Origin of the sequence: Aquimarina sp. AU119 (assembly GCF_900312735.1) — a bacterium.
Classification (GTDB): Bacteria; Bacteroidota; Bacteroidia; order Flavobacteriales; family Flavobacteriaceae; genus Aquimarina; species Aquimarina algiphila.
Genome location: NZ_OMPF01000016.1, coordinates 148,040 through 169,487, shown reverse-complemented (window position 1 = coordinate 169,487; position 21,448 = coordinate 148,040). Strand labels below are relative to the sequence as shown.

13 protein-coding genes are annotated in these 21,448 nt (G+C 33.5%); 8 read left to right on the top strand and 5 right to left on the bottom strand.

Annotated elements, in window-relative coordinates:
• Positions 1-9: 9 nt before the first annotated feature.
• From kduI to DK442_RS15530, 3 genes are read right to left on the bottom strand one after another with little or no spacing between them, the layout of a single operon-like run.
• Positions 10-855 carry a 5-dehydro-4-deoxy-D-glucuronate isomerase gene (gene kduI / locus DK442_RS15540; protein WP_109436814.1) on the bottom strand — a complete coding sequence of 282 codons (846 nt, stop codon included), beginning with the start codon at positions 853-855 and terminating at the stop codon, positions 10-12.
• Between the two features lie 8 nt (positions 856-863).
• On the bottom strand, positions 864-3,959 hold the full coding sequence (locus tag DK442_RS15535) for a DUF2264 domain-containing protein (protein ID WP_160114210.1): 3,096 nt from the start codon (positions 3,957-3,959) through the stop codon (positions 864-866).
• Between the two features lie 38 nt (positions 3,960-3,997).
• A complete protein-coding gene (locus DK442_RS15530; protein WP_160114209.1) occupies positions 3,998-5,143 on the bottom strand; it encodes a glycoside hydrolase family 105 protein in 1,146 nt (381 codons plus the stop codon).
• A gap of 278 nt (positions 5,144-5,421) precedes the next feature.
• Here DK442_RS15530 and DK442_RS15525 point away from each other — a divergent pair, with 278 nt between their 5' ends.
• Positions 5,422-6,603, top strand: coding sequence for a helix-turn-helix domain-containing protein (locus tag DK442_RS15525; protein WP_109436811.1), 1,182 nt, complete (start codon positions 5,422-5,424; stop codon positions 6,601-6,603).
• 3 nt (positions 6,604-6,606) lie between these two features.
• Here DK442_RS15525 and DK442_RS15520 read toward each other — a convergent pair whose 3' ends face one another.
• Together DK442_RS15520 and DK442_RS15515 are read right to left on the bottom strand one after the other, a co-directional pair.
• Positions 6,607-7,515, bottom strand: a complete 909-nt coding sequence (locus DK442_RS15520) for a DUF1080 domain-containing protein (RefSeq protein WP_109436810.1) — start codon at positions 7,513-7,515, stop codon at positions 6,607-6,609.
• A gap of 53 nt (positions 7,516-7,568) precedes the next feature.
• On the bottom strand, positions 7,569-8,438 hold the full coding sequence (locus tag DK442_RS15515) for an AraC family transcriptional regulator (RefSeq protein ID WP_109436809.1): 870 nt from the start codon (positions 8,436-8,438) through the stop codon (positions 7,569-7,571).
• Between the two features lie 190 nt (positions 8,439-8,628).
• Between DK442_RS15515 and DK442_RS15510 the strand changes: the two genes are divergently transcribed.
• The 7 genes from DK442_RS15510 (at position 8,629) to DK442_RS15480 (ending at position 21,150) form a co-directional block, all read left to right on the top strand.
• Positions 8,629-11,835 (top strand): DUF1553 domain-containing protein, encoded by a 3,207-nt coding sequence (locus tag DK442_RS15510; protein WP_109436808.1) that lies wholly within the window; start codon positions 8,629-8,631, stop codon positions 11,833-11,835.
• Positions 11,836-11,838: 3 nt separating this feature from the next.
• Positions 11,839-13,344, top strand: a complete 1,506-nt coding sequence (locus DK442_RS15505) for a DUF1501 domain-containing protein (RefSeq protein WP_109436807.1) — start codon at positions 11,839-11,841, stop codon at positions 13,342-13,344.
• An 80-nt stretch (positions 13,345-13,424) separates the two neighbouring features.
• A complete protein-coding gene (locus DK442_RS15500) occupies positions 13,425-14,534 on the top strand; it encodes a 6-bladed beta-propeller (protein WP_109436806.1) in 1,110 nt (369 codons plus the stop codon).
• A 57-nt stretch (positions 14,535-14,591) separates the two neighbouring features.
• A complete protein-coding gene (locus tag DK442_RS15495; protein ID WP_109436805.1) occupies positions 14,592-15,977 on the top strand; it encodes a c-type cytochrome domain-containing protein in 1,386 nt (461 codons plus the stop codon).
• 202 nt (positions 15,978-16,179) lie between these two features.
• Positions 16,180-18,612, top strand: coding sequence for a glycoside hydrolase family 2 TIM barrel-domain containing protein (locus DK442_RS15490; protein ID WP_109436804.1), 2,433 nt, complete (start codon positions 16,180-16,182; stop codon positions 18,610-18,612).
• A gap of 2 nt (positions 18,613-18,614) precedes the next feature.
• On the top strand, positions 18,615-19,361 hold the full coding sequence (locus DK442_RS15485) for a GDSL-type esterase/lipase family protein (RefSeq protein ID WP_109436803.1): 747 nt from the start codon (positions 18,615-18,617) through the stop codon (positions 19,359-19,361).
• A gap of 223 nt (positions 19,362-19,584) precedes the next feature.
• A complete protein-coding gene (locus DK442_RS15480; protein ID WP_370444664.1) occupies positions 19,585-21,150 on the top strand; it encodes a sulfatase in 1,566 nt (521 codons plus the stop codon).
• Positions 21,151-21,448: the final 298 nt, after the last annotated feature.

Here is a 21,448-nt window from a genome sequence, read left to right as displayed (position 1 = left end):
TAAGAGTGATTATTTTAGCTCTGTAATTTTTGCAGTATCCATATCGCTATAGTCCAGATTTTCACCTGCCATTCCCCAAATAAAGGTATAGTTACTTGTTCCGGATCCAGAATGAATAGACCATGGCGGAGAAATTACAGCCTGATGATTTTGCATCCAGATGTGTCGTGTTTCATTTACAGGTCCCATAAAGTGACAAACAGCCTGTTCTTCGGGGATTTCAAAATAAAAATAGATTTCCATTCTACGATCATGAACATGGGCAGGCATAGTATTCCATACACTACCTGGTTTAAGCTCTGTCATTCCCATTTGTAACTGGCAAGTTTCTACCACTCCGCTAAGGATCATTTGGTATACTGTTCTTGCATTAGCAGTTTCCATCGCTCCAAGTTCTAACTTTTTAGCTTGTTCTTTAGTTACGGATTTGGTAGGGAATGCATGATGTGCAGGAGCTGAGTTTAGATAAAACCTAGCCGGATTATTAGCGTCATCACTATTAAAAACTACATTTTTACTGTCCTTTCCAATATATAATGCGTCTTTATACCCTAGTGAATAGGTAGTTCCATCTACATTTATAGATCCTGGCCCTCCTACATTGATGGCTCCAAGTTCTCTTCGATCCAGAAAATTTTTAGCTTTTAAAGGATCGATTGCTTCCAGTGTTAAGCTTTTCTTTATAGGTACGGCAGAACCAACCATATAGCGATCATAATGAGTGTATACCCAAATAATAGTATCTGATTGCATGAGATTATGTATCAAAAACTCATCACGTAATGCTTTGGTATCATAATGCTTTACAGATGCAGGTCCGTTGGCGTATCTGGTTTCATATATTGTATTATTCATAATATTTTTTATTCGAATGAAATGATATGTTTAGAATTATCATTTTTCATGATAATTATTTGCTTATTGTTTTTTTCTGATTCTATTTTTTTGATAAAAGATAATTCTTCGATGGTAAAAGGTGTTCCCGACTTTTTCCATAGCATTATGGTGATATAGGTATTATCTTTTTGACTAGGTTTATACTTTGCTCTGGTGTTGATTACTGTGCTTTCTTTTGCTTCTGGATGTAAACCAGAAGTAGTTTTGGTAGTTACAACATTCCACCCTTTTATTGGAATTACAGCAAGTTGATATTGACCGTTATCAATAATCTGAATCTCTTTGTTTTTTATCTTTTGAACTGATTTTTTAATATATCCATTAATATGGGGTAGACTATAATGCCCTAAAATAAAATCCAAAGGTTTTTTGGCATTGATTTTATCTACTCGTAAAATTCCATTTTTCAAGGGAATATCTGCCAGGTTAATCAGAACGTCCTCAATGATTTCAGATTTTAAATCTCGATAGTAAACACCATTTTTAAACTTTTTAAAAGTATATAACCTTCCAGGTTCATATGGGATAGTATCCACTTCGGTCTTAAACATATAATTCATTGATACAATACCGCTAGGATCATCAGCTTGCCATGGAAAAGCACTATTATACGCTAGTTTATTATAATTTTCGCTTCCGCGGAAAGGCTCTTTAACTCCAGTAATGGGAACATTACACCAGGCTCGGATTTCTGTAGCTCCGATATCGGGATAATTGGTTAACATAATTTCTGAAGTTTTGAAAAACTTGTTATATGCCTTTCCTTTGGTTAATTTGTTATCCCATGCACCATCGTTTTCTGTAGCATTCCAAAACTCATTATCTTTAGGTAATAGTAAACTAAGAAAGGCTTTTCCCATCCAGTATACACTTCCTCGACAACTGTAATATTGAGTAGCAGGGTCAAATTCTCCATAAAACCCTAATGTTGGGACACCATCTTTTAAAAACTTGGGATGTTGTAAAAATTGAGATAATACTCCAGAAGAAATACGTCGCATCCATCCCCAATTTATACCTTTAGTTTCTTCTGGATAGAACCCTAAAAAAGGAAAAGGACTTATAGATGCGATGCGATAACTTATACTTCGTCCCCACATAATCATTTTACCATCTTTACTAAACATATAAGGATAGCTATCTTTTATATCTAGAAAATTTGTTTTGAATTTTTTAGCAATTTCTGGATAGTATTTATTGCCAAATACTTCAGACCAATAGGCTGCATACATCTGAAACGCCCACATACTATAATAATCATACGCGGGATTATCATTGTACCAGCCATCTCCGCGATAATGATTTAAACTCTTATTGAGATAGTCAACTAATAATTTTTCATTAACATCATAGCCTTGACTTTTAAAAAAACTGAGAACAAAAATGTTAAAAAATTTCCAGTTAGAAGGTACGGTTGCTCCATCCCCGTAACTAATCATTTTACGAGCTAAAATATCTTTTTGCTCTTGTGTGAGTGGCTCCCAAACGACTTCGGGGATAGTAAAAAATGAAATGGCCAATGCACCAAACTCAACTAAGGTTTGTCCTGGCCAATCTTTTTCCTTGTCTTTTATAAATGAGGGGTGGTTTTCATCAATTAGGTTTAATATGTTATGACGATAATAATCTGCAATTTTGATGTTATTAATGGTTAAGTCTGGATTTTCTTTTAATAAAGGAGCAGCAACAAAAAGTGTTCTACATAAACCTTCTAATTTTTCTACCGGTATTTGCCAATCACCTCTTGGATAAGATACATCCCCTAATTTTGGAAACTTAAGAGGGTCATCGATATCGTTTACATATGAAAAAGCACCTTCTAAAATATATTGTGCCATATCTAACCAATGTTCTCTAGTCATTCCCGTTTTTGGACTTTTTATATAATCAGGATTTGAAATCTGGTATATTTGTTGTCCACCATACATGGTGTACACCTCAGAACCTGCAGCAAGAAAAGCTCCGGTACCATACACTTCAGTTTGATCTTTAAATGATTTATCGGGACCAGCTCCTATAGGTTGTACATAACCTAGCATACCCTCGGGGGTAATATGACTGTTTAATGCATTCCATGCTTTTTTAATATGCGGTTCGTAGGTTGCCCTATCCAATACACCGTGATTTACACCCCATGCAAGTCCAAATGTAAAAAATGATGTCCCGCTGGTCTCAGGAGTGGGGTAGTATTTTTGATTAAGTAAACTCATGGACCAGTGGCCTTGTGGCGTCTGAATCTGAATGAGCTTTTTTGCCATTTTCAGGTAAATTTCCTTAAAGTATTCATAGGGTTTAGAACCAGGTTCATATTCATCCATTAACAGTGTTAAACCACCAAACACCCATCCGTTGCCTCTTGACCAAAATATCTTGTTATCATGATCAAGTTTATCAATAAAACTATTGTCTCGATAAAATAAATGATCTTCTTTGTCAAAAAGATGTTGTCTGGTAACCTCATACTCTTTAAGCATCCAATCTGTATATTTTTGTTCGCCTGTGATTTTTGCGAGTTTAGCCCAAACAGGAGGTCCCATAAATAGGGCATCACACCAGGTCCATCGCTCTAGATGTTTATAGTTATCTAAAGTAATAGGTTGCTGACTTGGGTTTTGCATGATCCAGTCTAAACGTTCTTTTGTAGGGGTTATCATAGTGGAATCTTTAAACTTTTTGAAGGATTCCAAAAACATTTGACCTACAACATGATCATCAGCCATATATTTTCTCCAGTGTAATTGCCATTTTTGTGTTGTGCCAATTTCTTTTAACCATTTCCAATATCGATCATCCTTAGCCATTTTGGCAAATTTGGTCATACCCACATAGAGCGCTCCATTTGTCCAATCAGCAATATGATGAGGTTTATCCCTTCCACTGTATTTCTCACGAAAATGTATGATTTGCCAATCAGCAACCCGTTGCATTTGCTTGTATACTGATGTTGGAGTTATCTCTTGTTGATGATTTGAATCTATTATTTGGGCATTACTAACAAAGCAAAAACAGATAAATAAAATGAAGGTTATTTTGAGAATTATCTTTGTTGTATTTTTTTTCATATTTGTTGTATTTACTTTCATTTCTGAGTAGAACATCATTAATATTTAGTATTAATGAGTTTATAGATTTCGGTAGCTGCAAGGAGAAAAGCTCCACTTCCATAAGATTCTGAATCATCAAAACTCACGTCTGTAGGAGAATCTCCTACTTCTTGTACATATCCAAATGTCCCATCAGTGTGTATTGCCTCAGTCAAAAAATCCCACCCCTTTTTAATTATAGGCATGAATTGATCTTTTGGTAATAATCCATTATTGACTCCCCAGGCCATTCCATGTATAAAAAATGCAGTACCACTGGATTCTTTCTGTGGGTAAAATTTAGTATCTAGAAGGCTTTGACCCCAATATCCTCCTTCGGTTTGTATTGCACTCAGACGGGTACACATTTCGATGAATTGTTGTTCGAATTTTTTACGTTCAGGATGATTTTTTGGCATATAATCCAATACTCTGGTTAATCCTCCGATAACCCATCCATTACCGCGAGACCAATATATTTTAGATCCGTTTTTTGATTTTTTATTAAAAAAACGGTCATCTCTAAAGTATAAATGCTCTTTTTTATCATATAAGTAATCTGATGTGTCCCACCATCTTTCTGTCATAAAGTTCAGGTACTCAGGGTTATTTAAAACTGCTGCAGCTCTTGCATATGCTGGAGGAGCCATAAATAGAGAATCACACCAACTCCACCATTCCCACCAGTATTTATTTCCATCGAATGTGACATCATTTTCAAGTCTTCTTCTTAAAGGCATTTCTAACATAAAATTTGATCGATCAATTATATGTTTATCTTCTTTTATTTCATAAAGTTCGTAGAAGACCTGTGTAATTGCATATACATTCGCATCATATGGTCGTGCTCTTGGAGTCCAATTCACGCTATCTCCCATTTCTACAATTGCATTGAGGTATTTTTCATCTTTGCTTATTGTATATAATTGCATTAATCCAATATAAAATGGAGCATAATCCCAAGTGTTTAATCCTTTACCTGTTGGATTAGCTAGTTGCCAATCTGCTACTTTCTTCATGAGTTGAAGCACTTGGTTTTGATCTATTGAACTTCTTTTTTCTATGCAATCTTTGGTGTTTGCAGATAGATGAGTAGTTGTACAAAAACTAAAAAGTAAAAGGCAGATAGTACCTGATAATGTTTTGACTAAATAGTTTTTCATGAAATTTTGATATTCGTTATAGTTTAAAATTATTGGTGTTATATTGATGTATAGAAGGAACAAAAAAGCTTTGATGATTCCTTTCATTTTTGTTGCAATTAGCTTCGGATTATACAACAATCTTATCCTTAATGGATTTCTTAATCTTTTTAGAAAAATGCTATAAGATTCTTAGCCAAATTACTTAAAAGTCATAATAATAGTTATATTTAACCTTCAGTTAACGGTATTTGTAACGGTTAAATCTTACTATTTTTGGATGATAAAATTTTGTAGTGATGAAAGATCTCTTAGATGATGAGAAAAAAAGAATACTCGAATGTATTCTTAGTAGTAAGGGTTTTTCTAAGTCTCCTACAAGTACAAATTTGCTTCGTTTTCTTGTAGAAGCAACATTGTCCAAAAAACAATTGAAAGAAACAACAATCGGAATCGAAATTTTTGGGAAACAATTTCTTGAACAAAATAATTCTTCCAGTATTCGAGTGAATATCTATAACCTGAGAAAAAAATTAGAAAAGTATTATCAGACAGAAGGAAAAGATGAACCATGGAAAATAGTAATAGATAAGGGACAATATTATACTTCATTTATTCAGAACACTACATTTAAATCCGAGGAGAAAAATTACAAGAAGTATTATAAAATACTTGGATTTACTTCTATCTCATTATTTGTAACACTAGTATTTGTTGTATCTAATTTGTTATATAAAAAACCAGTTGCATTATGGAATTCATTTTTAACAAATGGAAAAGAAACCACTTTGGTTGTTGGAGATTTCTTTGGATTTATGGCAAAAACCAAAACAGGAAGAATAGGCTGGAATAGAGATTATGAAATCAATTCATTAGATGATTTTTATGAACTACAAAAAAAGAACTCTGAGTTTAGAGATAATGTATTTCCTGCAAATTACTCATATGTAACGGGTATGGGATCTATTGCTGTATATCATTTAACTAAACTTTTTGAAAGTAATGGTAGAGATTTTTCTATTCGATTTTCTACCAAATCAACCTATGATGATATTAAGGAACATAATTCTGTATATATAGGTCCTACAAAGAATAATAATAAGTTTATTCAATATTTTAACGAACAAAATGCGCATTTCTCTATTCAAGGTAGAAAACTTAAGTATAAAAATCGTATTAAAAACAGAGATACCATATTTAATCTTGACATTGAAGGATTAGCTTCTGAATATGCTATTGTCTCTCGGTTAAAAGGAGTGGATGGTACAGAACAGTTTTTATTTTTCTCTGATCATGATATAGGGGTAATTGCAACAGTAGAACTTTTTTGTGATCCCCAAAAGGTAGAACAATTTAAAAAAGAGTATATGAAGGATTTAGATACTTTTACCGCACTTTTTAATGTAACAGGTAAAGAAAGAACAAATCTCAATTTGGAACTAATAGCTATAGATGATACTAGTTTTAATACAGAAAATTAATACCTAGTAAATGCATGCTTTTGGTTTGTTTTTTACAAAATAGCTTTTATAATTTTTTGCTTTAATATCCATGCAACCACACAAATCCAGTAATTTAATGTTTTTAAAATCTATGGGGTGACTTTCTGCTTGCAATGCGATGTAACCTTCTGTTAATATGGTACCTGCTTTTGACATCCAGTAGTCTAGATCTCTTTGGATTCCGAAATTTCCTAAATTCGTTTCAGAACTATTAGCACTGTATTTTCCACCTGTTATTTGTGGTTTTGTGAATTTTAGGACAGAATCACCATTTACCATAAATTCCATATACTCGCCACCCATAATTATTGCATCGATGTGTACCCATTGATCACCATGATAGGTTTTAGAGGTAGAGTTTATACAATGGGTATAATCAACAGTGCTGTTAATTTCTACTGCGGTTCCCGGAGTACAAACATTAGCTGTCGTGCGCTCTCCTTTATTTAACCCTCCTAAGGTTTGTAGTTCTATCGAAATAGGAAAATCTTGTTGGAGTTCATTACTTTCTGCAGATTGCGAATGTAGCATCACACCGCTGTTCCTTATATTCCAATGCACACCACCTTTTAATTGTTCTCCTGTAAACCGATAATCAAAGCTTAATTTATAATAAGAAAAAGGTGTTTTGTAATATAAATGCCCAAAAGCATCATCAAATGTTTCATAATTGTCATATCGAATTCGAATCATACTATCCTGAACTATAAAAGTTTCTTTATAATTGTCATTTAATTCGTAACCAGAAATTTTTACATCCCATCCAGAAAGATCTTTACCGTTAAAAAGAGAAATCCATTCCTCTGTATTGATATCTTTTTCTGATTTGGCAGATGTACATGAATTTAAAACAGATAGTATTAATATCGAAAGGAGTATATATTTGAACATTTTGAATGAATTATTTACATATTGGTATTTATATATTTTTATTGATTTTGTATCTATACATTCAATTCTTCCTTGCGAAAATTCCCAGGAGTTTTTCCTGTAAAACTTTTAAAAACCCTGGAGAAATATGATAGATTTTCTAAACCAACTTTTTCGGCAATTTGCTTTAAAGAATTATCTGTAGTAAGCAATAGCAATTGAGCTCTTTCGACTCTTTTTGATTGGATATATTTATTTGGTCTCATACCAAACTTTTGTTTGAATATTCGGGAAAAATAATCTGTACTTAAATGACAGTATGAAGCTAGTTCGTTTATGGTAAGTTCTTTGTCTAGATTTTCACTGATATGACTTAATACTTGACTTAAATTATTACGAGTAGTATTTTTTATAACCAGACGATTATGATCTTTAATAAATTTTGATAGAAGAATACGCAGCAATCCATTAGTTTCAAGGTAAAAAGCAGATGATAGTTTTTCGTTTTTCTTTTTAAAGGTTTGTAAAGTAGGTCTGTTATCATAAACCTCGGGATCATCATTGACTAATGCACGATTAGGATTAATTTCTAGTAAACGTTTAAAATAGGCAATATCAGTGTCTTTAGCTTTGAGTTCATAGACGAAGGATTTTAAATTAAAAATGGATAATCCATTTTTTATCTCCTCAAAGAAACTTATATAATATTGTTCATGATATTCATCACACTTATATCTACTATAAGTAAAACTAGGTATTAAATACATATACCCCGGTTTTAAATCAAAAGTCTGATCATTGTGATATACCTTGGCAGAACCTTTAGAAATATAGTACATTCTGGTAAATGGACTTACTACATTATCATAATTCCAATGTTTGTCCAGATGTGCATAACCAACATTGAGTAAAGAAAGTTGTAAAGATTGTAAGACTTTATGCATTAAATAAATTTCATCAACCGTAATATACAGGGAAAAATAAAGAATTTTCTGATAAAAGTCGTTTTTGTTGTAAAAAAATATAGCTTTTTATATAATTATGTCGGAAATGTACATTGTATAGTCTTTTTTGAGCAAAGATTTGTTGAACTTAACTTTTAAATTTGGAAGTATATAAAAAATTATAATTTTAATGTCGTTTTTTAAAAGTATACCCCTATTCTTATTTACTGTTGTTATTATTTCTTGTGGAGGTCCTGATTTGCCAGAATTGGTTGAGATCGAATATCAGCAACTTCCAGAAAAATTAGATTTTAATCAACATGTAAAACCTGTATTATCGGATAAGTGTTTTTTGTGTCATGGTCCGGATAAAGCAAAAATATCTGCTGGTCTGCAACTTCATAGTTCAGAAACGGCATATGCAGAACTACCAGAGACTCCAGGTAAGTTTGCTATTGATCCAGGTAATCTTAAGAACTCTGAAATGTTTAGAAGAATCATGACAGAAGATCCAAAAGAAATAATGCCAACACCAGAGTCGCATTTGAGTCTTACAGAACGAGAAAAAGCGATTTTGATTAAATGGATTGAAGATGGAGCAGAATATAAAGATCATTGGGCATTTATTCCAATTCAAAAAACGACACCTCCCAAAGTAAAAAAGAAAGGATTAATCCAAAATCCTATTGATAATTATATTCTTTCGGTTTTAGAAGATCAGAAATTAACATTTGCTCCCGAAGCAGATAAAGAAATTATATTACGTCGTTTATCATTTGACCTTACAGGAATGCCGCCAACAGTAAAAGAGATAGATGATTTTTTAGTTGATAAAAGCGAAGATGCTTATGAAAAACAAGTCGATCGTTTGCTTGCCTCAAAACGATATGGAGAACAAATGGCTCTAGAATGGATGGATGTAGCTCGTTTTGCTGATACTCATGGATATAGTGTAGATCGGTATAGAGATATGTCTCCCTGGCGTGATTGGGTAATTGATGCATTTAATAAAAATCAACCTTATGATGAATTCGTAACATGGCAGCTTGCAGGAGATTTAATGGAGAATCCTACACGTGAGATGAAGTTAGCAACAGCTTTTAATCGTATTCATCCTCAAAATATGGAAGGAGGTATTGTAAATGAAGAGTTTCTTATCGAATATGCTGGGGATAGAGCAACTACAACAGGACAGGCCTTAATGGGGCTTACTGTAGCTTGTGCAAAATGTCACGATCATAAATATGATCCTGTTTCCCAAAAAAACTATTATGAAATGACCACTTTTTTTAATAATGTAAATGAATCTGGTCAAATTTCATGGAATGATGCAATGCCAACTCCAACCATGCTATGGACTAATGAAGAAGAGGAGAAAATGTTGACTTATATGGAGAATCTGGTTAAAGAAACAGAAGTTGATATAGAAAATACAATACAAGAAATCTCGCCAGAAATTGATACGTGGATTGCCAATAAAAAATATGCTTCGGTAAAGCTTTCTAAAAAAGGCTTAATAGGCTCATATAACTTAAATAATAATTCCTTGACTAATAGTATAAATCCATCACAAAAAGCTACAATGAAACGTGAGTATACTGAAGGTCAACCGGTGGATTTGGTCGCTGCTAGAAAAGGAAAAGGAGTGCAGTTTAATGGAGATACCTGGTTGGACCTAAGAGAAGTAGGTGTTTTTGGTCGTCATCAACCATTCACTGTTGGAGTTTGGGCAAAAATTCCTAAAGAAGTGACAGACGGAAATATTTTTCATAAAAGTGATGGAGCAATTCTACATGCCTGGAGAGGATATCATTTAAAAATTGTGAATAATAAGCTAGAATTATTAATGGCACATACCGGACCAGATAATGCAATTAAGGAACATACTAAAATTGATATTCCTAAAGAAGTATGGACACATTTTGCAGTAACATATGATGGATCAAGTAAAGCTGCGGGATATAAAGTTTATGTAAACGGAAAAGAACTTGAAACAGAAATTATTGATGATAACCTCTATAAAGATATTCTTTTTGGCAGAAAAAAAGAACCTGCACTTCAGTTTGGAGCACGATTACGAGGAAAAGGTATTGCCGGTGGAATCATAGATGATATCAATGTATATAACAGAGAACTATCTGGTATAGAAATGCTTCAGTTAGCAGAGAATGCAGGAGTGAATACATTATTAGCAAAAGTTCCAGAAGCATTAGATGTATCTGAAAAAAAACTTTTACAGCAGCATTATATCATGCATGCTCGTCCAATAAAAGAACAATATACAAAGCTTGTTAAAGTAAGAAAAGCCTATGTTGATAGTATAGAGCCTATAAAAGAGGTTATGATTATGAAAGAATCAGAACCAGTACAGGCATATGTATTAGAAAGAGGAGTTTATGATGCACGAGCAGAAGAAGTGTATCCTAATACTCCAGAATTTTTGCCTCCAATGGTAGAGGGTGCTCCAAAAAACCGTCTTGGATTTGCACAATGGTTATTTAAAAAGGAGCACCCTTTAACTTCTCGAGTGACAGTAAATCGTATGTGGCAACATTTCTTTGGTATGGGGTTAGTGAAAACTTCAGAAGATTTTGGAAATCAAGGAGAAATGCCAAGTCATCCAGAGTTATTAGACTATTTAGCATCACATTTTATGGAAAAAGATTGGGATATGAAAGCATTTAACAAGATGATTGTTATGTCTCGCACATATCGTCAGGATTCAAGAGTTTCTGAAGAGTTAAGAATGATGGATCCAGAAAATAGACTATTAGCACGAGGACCAGCAAAACGCATGACAGGTGAAATGTTAAGAGATAATGCATTAGCAGCAAGTGGTCTGTTGAATAATGAAATAGGAGGTGAAAGTGTAAAACCATATCAACCAGAAGGTTTATGGAAAGTGAACAATGCGACATATGAAGAAGATACAGGAGAAAAATTATATCGCAGAAGCATGTATACCGTTTGGAAACGTTCTGTACCACATCCTACACTAGCCACTTTTGATGCTCCCGCAAGAGATGTATGTACAGTTAGAAGACAAGAAACAAATACTCCACTACAGGCGCTAGTGCTTTTAAACGACCCTACGTACATAGAATCGGCCAGGGTTCTGGGAAAGAAAATGACTGATTCTGCTGATGCAAAAAAAGGGATTATGAATGTTTTTAGAAGTTTGACTGGTAGGAAACCCACAAAACAAGAATTGGACCTACTACTCGAACTAAAAAATAATGAATATAAGAAGTTTGCTTCCAACGAAGCTAAAATGAAGGGGTGGTTAAACTCCGGAGAATTCCGAATAGAAGAAAATGACGATAAAGCACTAATAGCAGCTAATGCTGTGGTTGCAAGTACGATTATGAATTCGGATGCTACAATAACAAAAAGATAAGCTATGTGTGATCACCATGACAAATTAAGGTCAAATAATAAGGACCTCCAGGAAGTAGAAAAAATGTTTGATCGTAGAGAGTTTTTAACAAAAACCTCTTTAGGATTAGGGGCTATTGCTTTTGGATCATTACTCAATGCCGATAAAGCATGGAGTAATGTTAAAAATAATAGGAAACCAGACCTCGAGATGTTTAGTAGAAACAGTCTTGGTTTACCCCATCATATGCCAAAGGCTAAGCGTGCAATTTATTTGTTTCAAAGTGGAGGACCATCACAATTAGAATTGTTTGATTATAAGCCAAAGCTAAAGGATATGTTTGGTAAAGATTTACCTGCTTCAATCAGAAAAGGACAACGACTTACGGGTATGAGCGCTGATCAGACATCATTTCCGATCGCTGCTTCAACATTAGAATTCAAACAATATGGAGAATCACGTGCCTGGGTAAGTGAAGCAATGCCGTATTTATCAGAGGTAGTTGATGATATTTGTTTTATTAAATCAATGCAAACAGATGCGATCAATCATGATCCGGCAATTACCTTTTTTCAAACAGGTAGTCAGCAACCAGGTAGACCTTCAATAGGTTCCTGGTTAAGTTATGGTTTAGGTTCTGACAATGAGAATCTACCTACTTTTATTTCGTTGGTCTCAAAAAATGGAGGAGGACAGCCATTATATTCTCGTTTATGGGGTAATGGTTTTTTACCAACAGAGCATCAAGGTGTACAATTCAGAAGTGGAAAAGATCCAGTATTATACTTATCAGATCCAGAAAATTATGATGGGCATGATCGTCGTCATATGCTGGATTATCTGGGTAAGCTAAATAATATTCAGAATGATTCTTATGGTGATCCAGAGATTAATGCAAGGATGTCACAATATGAAATGGCATTTCGTATGCAAACATCAGTACCAGAGGTTACAGATATGAGCGACGAACCAGAGTATATTTTTGAAATGTATGGCGAAGATAGTCGTGATCCTGGGACCTATGCAGCCAATTGTTTGTTGGGAAGAAAATTGCTAGAAAAAGATGTAAAGTTTGTACAGTTATATCATCAGGGATGGGATCAGCATTTAGGATGTCCAGGAGGGGTAATGATGAATTCGAGAAAAACAGATCAGGCAAATGCGGCTTTGATAAAAGACTTAAAACAGCGCGGAATGTTTGAAGATACTCTGATCATTTGGGGAGGAGAATTTGGGAGAACAGTATATTCTCAAGGAAAATTAACCGCAACTGATTATGGTCGAGATCACCATCCAAAAGCCTTTACTATGTTTATGGCTGGAGCGGGTATAAAACCTGGATTTACATATGGAGAAACCGATGATTTTAGTTATAATGTCGTAAAAGACCCTGTGCATACACATGATTTTCAAGCAACATTAATGCACTTGTTTGGTATTGATCATGAACGTCTAATCTATAAACATCAAGGACGTCGTTTTAGATTAACAGATGTACATGGACATGTAGTAAAAGATATTCTTTCTTAGATGAATAAAAATCTATAAAAGAACATACCATTTAAATGCTAATGATTAGCTATAAATAGTACAATAAACAAACAATATACATGAGCTCAAGAAGAAGTTTTTTAAAGAATACGATTTTAGTAGGAACAGCAATTTCTACTGTACCTTCTTTTGGATTTAATATTATAAAAGGAATTGCTCCAGACGATAGTCAGATTATTGGGCATGGTGATTATAAATATAAAATACATCGAGACTGGGCAAAGATGAGCGTTAGTCAGAATCCTATTTTCAATTGCCACGAAATGCAAATGGATTCAAAAGGCCGTCTATTAATGCTTGGAGATCATACAGCAAATAATATGTTTGTTTTTGATAAATCAGGAAAATTACTAGATGCGTGGGGAACAAGATATCCGGGTGGACACGGACTCACTTTGCATGATGAGGGAGGAGAAGATGTGCTCTATATATGTGATTCTGGTTGGGGACAAGATAAAGGCGGCGTATGGTTCGAACAAGCAGGAACTGTACATAAAACTAAGATTGATGGAAAGTTGATATTTACTTTTCCAGATCCAAGAACAATAGGTGTATATACTCATGATATGAAATATATGCCAACAGAAACATGTGTTGGGCCCAATGGAGATGTTTATATAGCTGATGGGTATGGATCAAATTATGTATTACAGTTTAGCCATAAAGGTGAATTCATTCGCAAATTCGGAGGAATGAAGAATGAAAATAAAGAGCATAATCTAAATCAGACACATGGTGTAGCGATTGATTATCGAGATAAAAACAATCCAGTTTTGGTATGTACTTCTCGCAATGAACATTCATTTAAGTGGTATACGTTAGATGGAAAATATATAAAAACAGTTCATATGCCTGGTGCTTTTGTATGTCGACCGGTATTAGATGATGACAATATCTATGCAGGAGTATGTTGGTCAACAACGCGCGAAGGAAAAAATTGGGTTCGAGATACAGGATTTGTGACCATTTTGGATGGAAATAATAAAGTAGTTTCTAACCCGGGAGGAGAAGCACCTGTATATAAAGATGGGGTTTTACAACAAATGTATCAAGCGCCAAAGCCAACTTTTAATCATGGGCATGACGTATTTGTTGATGAAGATAAAAATTTATATATCTGCCAGTGGAATGCGCATAGAACACCACCAATAAAATTAGAAAGAGTATAATAATTTAGATGTATAGGTCTTTAAAGATCTAATATGACCCAAAATATAAATTACGAAATGAACGAAGTATCAGATATCATATTATTTTTCGGTAGATTTCACCCACTAGTTGTACACTTACCCATTGGATTCCTTTTTTTTGCTTTTATCCTGGAGGTTTTTGCTCGTTGGAAGAAAAATGATACTATTACGGCTGCTGTGCCATTAGCATTATTGTTGGGAGCACTTAGCGCTTTGGTAGCCTGTATTTTGGGATATATGTTATCACTTAGTGGTGATTATGAAGAAGGAGCATTAGATACCCATTTTTGGTTTGGTGTAATCACAACTATTATCGCCTTTTTAGCTTGGTTAATTAGTGCTGGAAAACTGAAGATAAAAGCTTTAAAACAAGGAAAACCATATATGGCTACCCTTACATTGATTGTGATTTTATTAAGTGTTACCGGACATTACGGAGGTAATTTGACACATGGATCTGATTATTTAACGGCATACATGCCTTTTGGTAAAGAAAAGAAAGAAGATCTGGTAGCAGTAACTTCACTCGAAGAAGCTGTTGTTTTTGATCATTTGGTAAATCCAATTTTGCAGAATAAATGCGCTAGTTGTCATAATGAATCAAAGAAAAAAGGGCAATTATCATTTGCTAGTAAAGAAGCTATATTAAAAGGGGGAAAGACTGGAGCGACATTTGTTGCAGGAGATGCTTCAAAGTCTGAAATGATCCGTAGAGTACTGCTAGATGCTCATGATAAAGAATTTATGCCTCCGGAGGGTAAAACTCCTTTGACAAAAGAAGAAATTGCTATTGTTGAACATTGGATTGAAGTAGCCCAAGGTGATTTTGAAACTAAATTTGGAGCTATAGAATCTAATGAAGAGATAAAAGAAAACGCAGCCATAATGTTAGGGTTGGATGCTAATTCTAAAGCTAGTGCGGCTTTGGCTAATGTCCCTGCACCGGCAGAAAAGGATGTCAAAGCTTTAATTGACGCAGGTTTTAAAGTGAGAGAACTGGTTGCAGAATCAAATTTGTTTGATGTGATTCTACCAACAGGTAAAATCAAAAAAGAAAATTCAGAAGAACTATCATCTAAATTAGCTTTGCTTCAACCTTTAAAAAATAACATTGTATGGCTTTCTGTCGGAGGGAATCATATCACAGATAATGAGTTAAAAGTGTTTAAAGGATTTGAGAATTTACAATTATTAAAATTAGAACGAAACCCTATCACAGATAAGGGAATATCATCTTTTCCAGAATTGAAAAATTTGACATCCCTTAATCTATTTGGTACAGAAATCACTAAGTCTTCATTAACACAATTAGATAAATTTCCAAAATTAAAAAAAGTGTATGTTTGGAACACAGGCATAACAAAAGAAGATGTAATGGCATATGAAGCAGCAAATGATACCGATATAACAGTGAACTTATAATAGAAAAATTGAAAGCCCGATTTTGATCTTTATATTCAATCACTGGATTATATATTTACGAAAACATTTTTATGATTTTAAGTAAAAAAAGCTCATAATATTTGAAGTTTACAAGATATAGCCTGTTTCTTAGTGTTTAATTCTTAGAGATTAAGTTTTCATGAATACATCAAAATATCACTAAACAATTAAAATAGGGCTTATGAATTTTTATATAAAAATGTTGAGTTACTGCTCGGTGATTTGGCTTTTTATGAGTTGTCAGGATAAACAGGTTACAATAGCAAAAACTATAAAAATTAATGACAACTGGAAATTTGTTCAAGAAGATATTCCAAAAGCAAAAGAAATTGATTTTGATGATTCTAGGTGGGAGACAGTAGACTTACCACATGATTGGAGTATATCAAAACCTTTTTCTCAAGAAAACCCTTCATTTTCTCGTGGTGCTTGGCTTCCTGCTGGAATTTCATATTACAGAAAGAATATAGATTTATCTGAAATCGGGGAAAATCAAAAGGTATTTATTCATTTTGAAGGTGCTTATCGTAATGCAGAAGTATGGATTAACAATCATTATTTAGGGAAACGTCCTTCTGGATATGCAGCATTTGAGTATGAATTAACACCATTTATTTCTAGTGAAAATGAAAATATAATCAAGGTTAAATTGGATAATTCAGAGCAACCAGGGTCACGTTGGTATTCTGGTAATGGAATTTATCGTGACGTATATCTAATTACTAAAAATGATATATATATACCTACATGGGGAACTTATGTAACTACACCAAAAGTAAATTCAAATAGTGCCATAATAAACGTTGAAACGTCATTAAAAAACACAAAAGTAACGGATGAAAAAGTAACACTTAAAATTTCAATTATTGATGATGAGGGAGTAGAAGTAACCAAGAAACAAAAAGAGGTTATATTAAAACAGGAAAGTGAGCAAAAAGAAAAGATTGAATTAATATTAAATACTCCAAAACTATGGGGCGTCAATTCACCAAATTTATATACTGTTAAGGTTGAATTATTAGAAGGTAATATAATTATTGATACCAAAACAGTAAAAGCAGGTATTCGTAGTATGGTATATACTGTTGAGGACGGTTTTGTACTTAATGATAAACCACTAAAAGTAAAAGGCGTTTGTTTACATCATGGTGCGGGTCCTTTGGGTGCGGCAGCTCGTAAAACCAGTTATGAGCGTCAAATTAGAATATTAAAAGAGATGGGAGCTAACGCTGTTCGTACGGCTCATAATCCTTTTGATATAGAATTTTTAGAGACTTGTGATGAAATGGGAATGCTGGTGATGAACGAAGCATTTGATGAATGGGAAATAGCAAAAGAACCACAAACATTTAGAGAAAAAGGAAACAAAATAAGGATTCCGGTCTCTTATTATGCCCATTTATTTAAAGAATATAGTGATAAGGATTTGACTGATTTTGTGATACGTGATCGTAATCACCCTAGTATTTTTATGTGGAGTATTGGTAATGAAATTGATCAGATGCACGATGAATCCGGGGTTGCAATAGCCAAACGATTATCAAATATTATTCATAAATATGATTACCGCCCAGCTACTTGTGGTGTAAATGGATATGGATGGGATAAATGGCCTCATGAGCCTGCTGTTGCTCAAATAGATGTACCAGGATATAATTATGCAAAAGGCAAAAATTATGATAAAGAACACGATGATTTTCCAAACCGAAAAATGATTGTAACAGAACATACTTCTGCACAAATGATAGCGAATAGAGGAGAGTATTATCCTTTTAAAAATAAAGATCAGGCATTACAATTGGATTTGCCGATAGAGCATCCAGATACTGAGAAATTCCTAAAGAGTAGAAACTTTTATGCAGGAGGTATGCAAGCTTGGCAGGATGTAAAAAATAGATCATTTGTTATGGGGGCTTTTATCTGGACAGGTTGGGATTATTTAGGAGAAACAATTCCTTATGCCTGGCCTGCACGTTCCTCTAGTTTTGGAGTGATTGATTTAGCTGGTTTCCCAAAAGATGGCTACTATTATTATCAATCAGAATGGTCAGATAAACCGATGATACATACTTTTCCACATTGGAATTGGAAAGGTCATGAAGGAGAAAAAATAAATCTAAATGTATTTTCTAATACTAAAGAAGTAGAGCTTTTTGTAAATGGTGTTTCCCAAGGGAAAAAGATTAATAATTCGAATAATGCGGATATGCTTAGTTGGGAAGTACTTTATCAGCCTGGTACAGTAAAGGCAATTGGATATACCGATGGTAGAAAGATAATTGAAGAGGAAATTAAAACTGCTGGTACTACCAATAGCTTACAACTAGAAGTAACAGATAGTAGTGAGGTTACCTATATAGAGGTAACTGCTCTTGATGTAAACGGTATTTTTGTAGCAACCGCAGAGAATTTGATCAATTTTGAGGTTGAAAACGCAAAAATTATTGGAGTAGGTAATGGAAATAATAGAAGTTTGGAGCCTTTTGTAGCAAATTATAGAAAATTATATAATGGAAAATGTGTTGTCATACTTCAAAAGCAGGATAATCATTCCAAAGCATTTTTAAAAGCTACACTTTCTGAAACCAAAATAACACAAAGCATAACTTTTTGATAATGAGTAATAATACTGTAAAAGCAATTATAATAGGACTAGGAATCCTAATAACTAGTTGTGGAAAAAAAGAAGATCCAATAGTAAAAAATAATACAATAATTGCTTGTATTGGAGATAGTGTTACTTATGGGGGAGAACATGGATATGTAGAATATTTACAAAAATATATGAATGATAGTGTTCCTGAAAAAAAAGTGACATTGTTAAACTGGGGAAAAAATAGTGAAACTATTACCCATCTTACTGAAACAGGACATCCAGGACCAAGACCCTTTTTATTTGATAGATTAGATAGTTTGCTAACATTATCACCAAAACCGGATATAGTAACTTTTTGTTATGGAATGAATTGTGGAATATATGGACTTCCTTCAGAGGAACTTTTTATGACCTATAACAATAGATTGATATTATTTTTGGACACCATGAAAGGGCAGGAGATAGATGTAATACTAATGACACCACCACCATTGGCCCTGGATGCGGCAAATACACATGGAAGAATTGCTTCATCAGAAGAAGATGTGTATAGTTGGAAAAACCCTTATGAACGATATGATGAGGAAGTAATTCAGAAGTTTAAAGATATTATTCTAGAAACCAATCATCCCGCTGTGATTAAAAAAATAGATATTCATACTCCATTACTACAGCAGGCAGATAAAGCCTATGATAAAGACCCAATTCATCCTAATGCTAATGGTTATCGTATTATAGCAGATACAATATTCAAGTTTTTATTATAGATTGAAATGTAATTTCTGATCATTTGTGATACAGTATAAATCAACATTTTTAGACGATTATCATTGAATTTATAATCTTTGACATAGATATTTATAGCTCTACATTATGCAAAAAACCACTTATTTTTATATAGTCATATCATTTTTGATAATAACTTTAGCTTCTTGTAAACAAGAAACTAAAACAACTTCTACAGCCAAGAAACCGAATATAATTTATATTATGGCAGATGATCATACTTCTCAGGCTTTTGGGATTTATGGAAGTCGACTAGCTAGCCTTAATCCAACTCCTACACTGGATAAATTAGCTAATCAAGGGATGATTTTTGATAACTGTTTTGTCAATAACGCCATCTGTGTTCCTAGTCGAGCTGCTATTATAACAGGACAACGAGCACAAACTAGTGGAGTAATAGATCTTGAGGGAATATTACCTCCAGAAAAACAGTATTTACCTAAGGAAATGAAAAAATTAGGATATCAAACTGCAATTGTTGGTAAGTGGCATTTACATGAAGAACCAGCAGCATTTGATTATTATAAAGTATTACCATCTCAAGGAAAGTATTTTGATCCAGATTTTAGAATACGTGGAGATCAACCTTGGCCACAGAATGTAGTGAAAACCAATGGACATTCTTCTGATGTGATTACAGATATTACATTAGATTGGTTGAAAAATAAAAGAGATCCTAATACCCCGTTTTTCTTAATGCACCATTTTAAAGCACCACATGATGATTTTGAAAATGCCCCTAGGTATGATGAATATCTTAAAGATACTTTTATTCCAGAACCAGCAAGTTTATATGATAATGGTAATAACGGATCAATAGCGACTAGAGGTAAGAATGATTCCCTAACACGTATTATTGCTTCTTCAGTTTCACATCGAAATGTAGTTAGAAATCAGGCAATGAATATCTATCCAGGAACCAATGTCTATAAGAAATATAAAACGGCACAAGAAATCCCGGTTAGTGAACATCAAAAATTTGAGAATACTGCAGAAGAAAAAGAATATACGAGTAGTGTATATCAAGACTACCTTAAAAAATATTTACGTTGTGTAAAAGGAGTAGATGATAATGTAAAACGTTTATTAGATTATTTAGAATCAGAGGGGTTACTAGAGAATACAATTATTGTATATACAGGTGATCAGGGATTTATGCTAGGAGAACATGATTACATAGATAAACGATGGATGTATGAAGAATCATTGCGAATGCCTTTTTTTATACGATATCCTAAATCGATTAAAGAAGGTAGCCGAACAAATGCTATAATTAATAATACAGATTTTGCACCTACACTTATAGAAATGGCGGGAGGAGATAGACCGGGTTATATGCAAGGAAAAAGCTTTAAAACTATTTTAGAGACTGGAAAAGAGCCAGAAGATTGGCAAAAAGCCACATATTATAGGTATTGGATGCATATGGCACACCGCCATGCTAATCCAGCACATTTTGGGATTAGAACCAAAGCGTATAAATTAATCTTTTATTATGGTAAATATTGGGTAGATACTGATGATCCTAAAGCAGAATGGAATAAAGAAAGTTGGGGGAACGATTTTACCAGACATACCCCTGTGGCTTGGGAGTTTTATGATCTGAAAAAAGATCCTAAAGAAATGAACAATGTCTATAAAGATCCTCAATATGATTCTGTGATTGCTGATTTAAAAGAACAATTAATTAGGATGAGAAAAGAGCTAAATGAAACAGATGTAAACTATCCTCATATCCAAAAAGTAATTGATAAGCATTGGGATGATTAGTATTATGAATTATTTTGATTCCGTTTTCATCATCATATTTAAACAAAAAGTGATTACCAGTAAGGTAAGCCGAAAACAAACTCTTAGGTTGAATTAACATTACTACACTTAAACAGAAAAACATCCTATTTGTTTTTTAGTTAGATTTGTTTCAAGGAAATTAAAGAAAATTAGTAATAGAGGATATTCTAAAAGGAAATCGTAAGGTGTTTCAATGTTTTTTTAATAAGAATTATATTGACTTTGTTATCTATCAACGAATATCTTTTGGCCAGTAAATTAATAGTAAAATCCAATA

What these genes read in the sequence shown, in the direction of transcription:
- kduI (WP_109436814.1), bottom strand. Translation starts at nt 855, where the DNA reads ATGAATAATACAATATATGAAACCAGATACGCCAACGGACCTGCATCT.
- DK442_RS15535 (WP_160114210.1), bottom strand. Translation starts at nt 3,959, where the DNA reads ATGAAAAAAAATACAACAAAGATAATTCTCAAAATAACCTTCATTTTA.
- DK442_RS15530 (WP_160114209.1), bottom strand. Translation starts at nt 5,143, where the DNA reads ATGAAAAACTATTTAGTCAAAACATTATCAGGTACTATCTGCCTTTTA.
- DK442_RS15525 (WP_109436811.1), top strand. Translation starts at nt 5,422, where the DNA reads ATGAAAGATCTCTTAGATGATGAGAAAAAAAGAATACTCGAATGTATT.
- DK442_RS15520 (WP_109436810.1), bottom strand. Translation starts at nt 7,515, where the DNA reads ATGTTCAAATATATACTCCTTTCGATATTAATACTATCTGTTTTAAAT.
- DK442_RS15515 (WP_109436809.1), bottom strand. Translation starts at nt 8,438, where the DNA reads ATGCATAAAGTCTTACAATCTTTACAACTTTCTTTACTCAATGTTGGT.
- DK442_RS15510 (WP_109436808.1), top strand. Translation starts at nt 8,629, where the DNA reads ATGTCGTTTTTTAAAAGTATACCCCTATTCTTATTTACTGTTGTTATT.
- DK442_RS15505 (WP_109436807.1), top strand. Translation starts at nt 11,839, where the DNA reads ATGTGTGATCACCATGACAAATTAAGGTCAAATAATAAGGACCTCCAG.
- DK442_RS15500 (WP_109436806.1), top strand. Translation starts at nt 13,425, where the DNA reads ATGAGCTCAAGAAGAAGTTTTTTAAAGAATACGATTTTAGTAGGAACA.
- DK442_RS15495 (WP_109436805.1), top strand. Translation starts at nt 14,592, where the DNA reads ATGAACGAAGTATCAGATATCATATTATTTTTCGGTAGATTTCACCCA.
- DK442_RS15490 (WP_109436804.1), top strand. Translation starts at nt 16,180, where the DNA reads ATGAATTTTTATATAAAAATGTTGAGTTACTGCTCGGTGATTTGGCTT.
- DK442_RS15485 (WP_109436803.1), top strand. Translation starts at nt 18,615, where the DNA reads ATGAGTAATAATACTGTAAAAGCAATTATAATAGGACTAGGAATCCTA.
- DK442_RS15480 (WP_370444664.1), top strand. Translation starts at nt 19,585, where the DNA reads ATGGCAGATGATCATACTTCTCAGGCTTTTGGGATTTATGGAAGTCGA.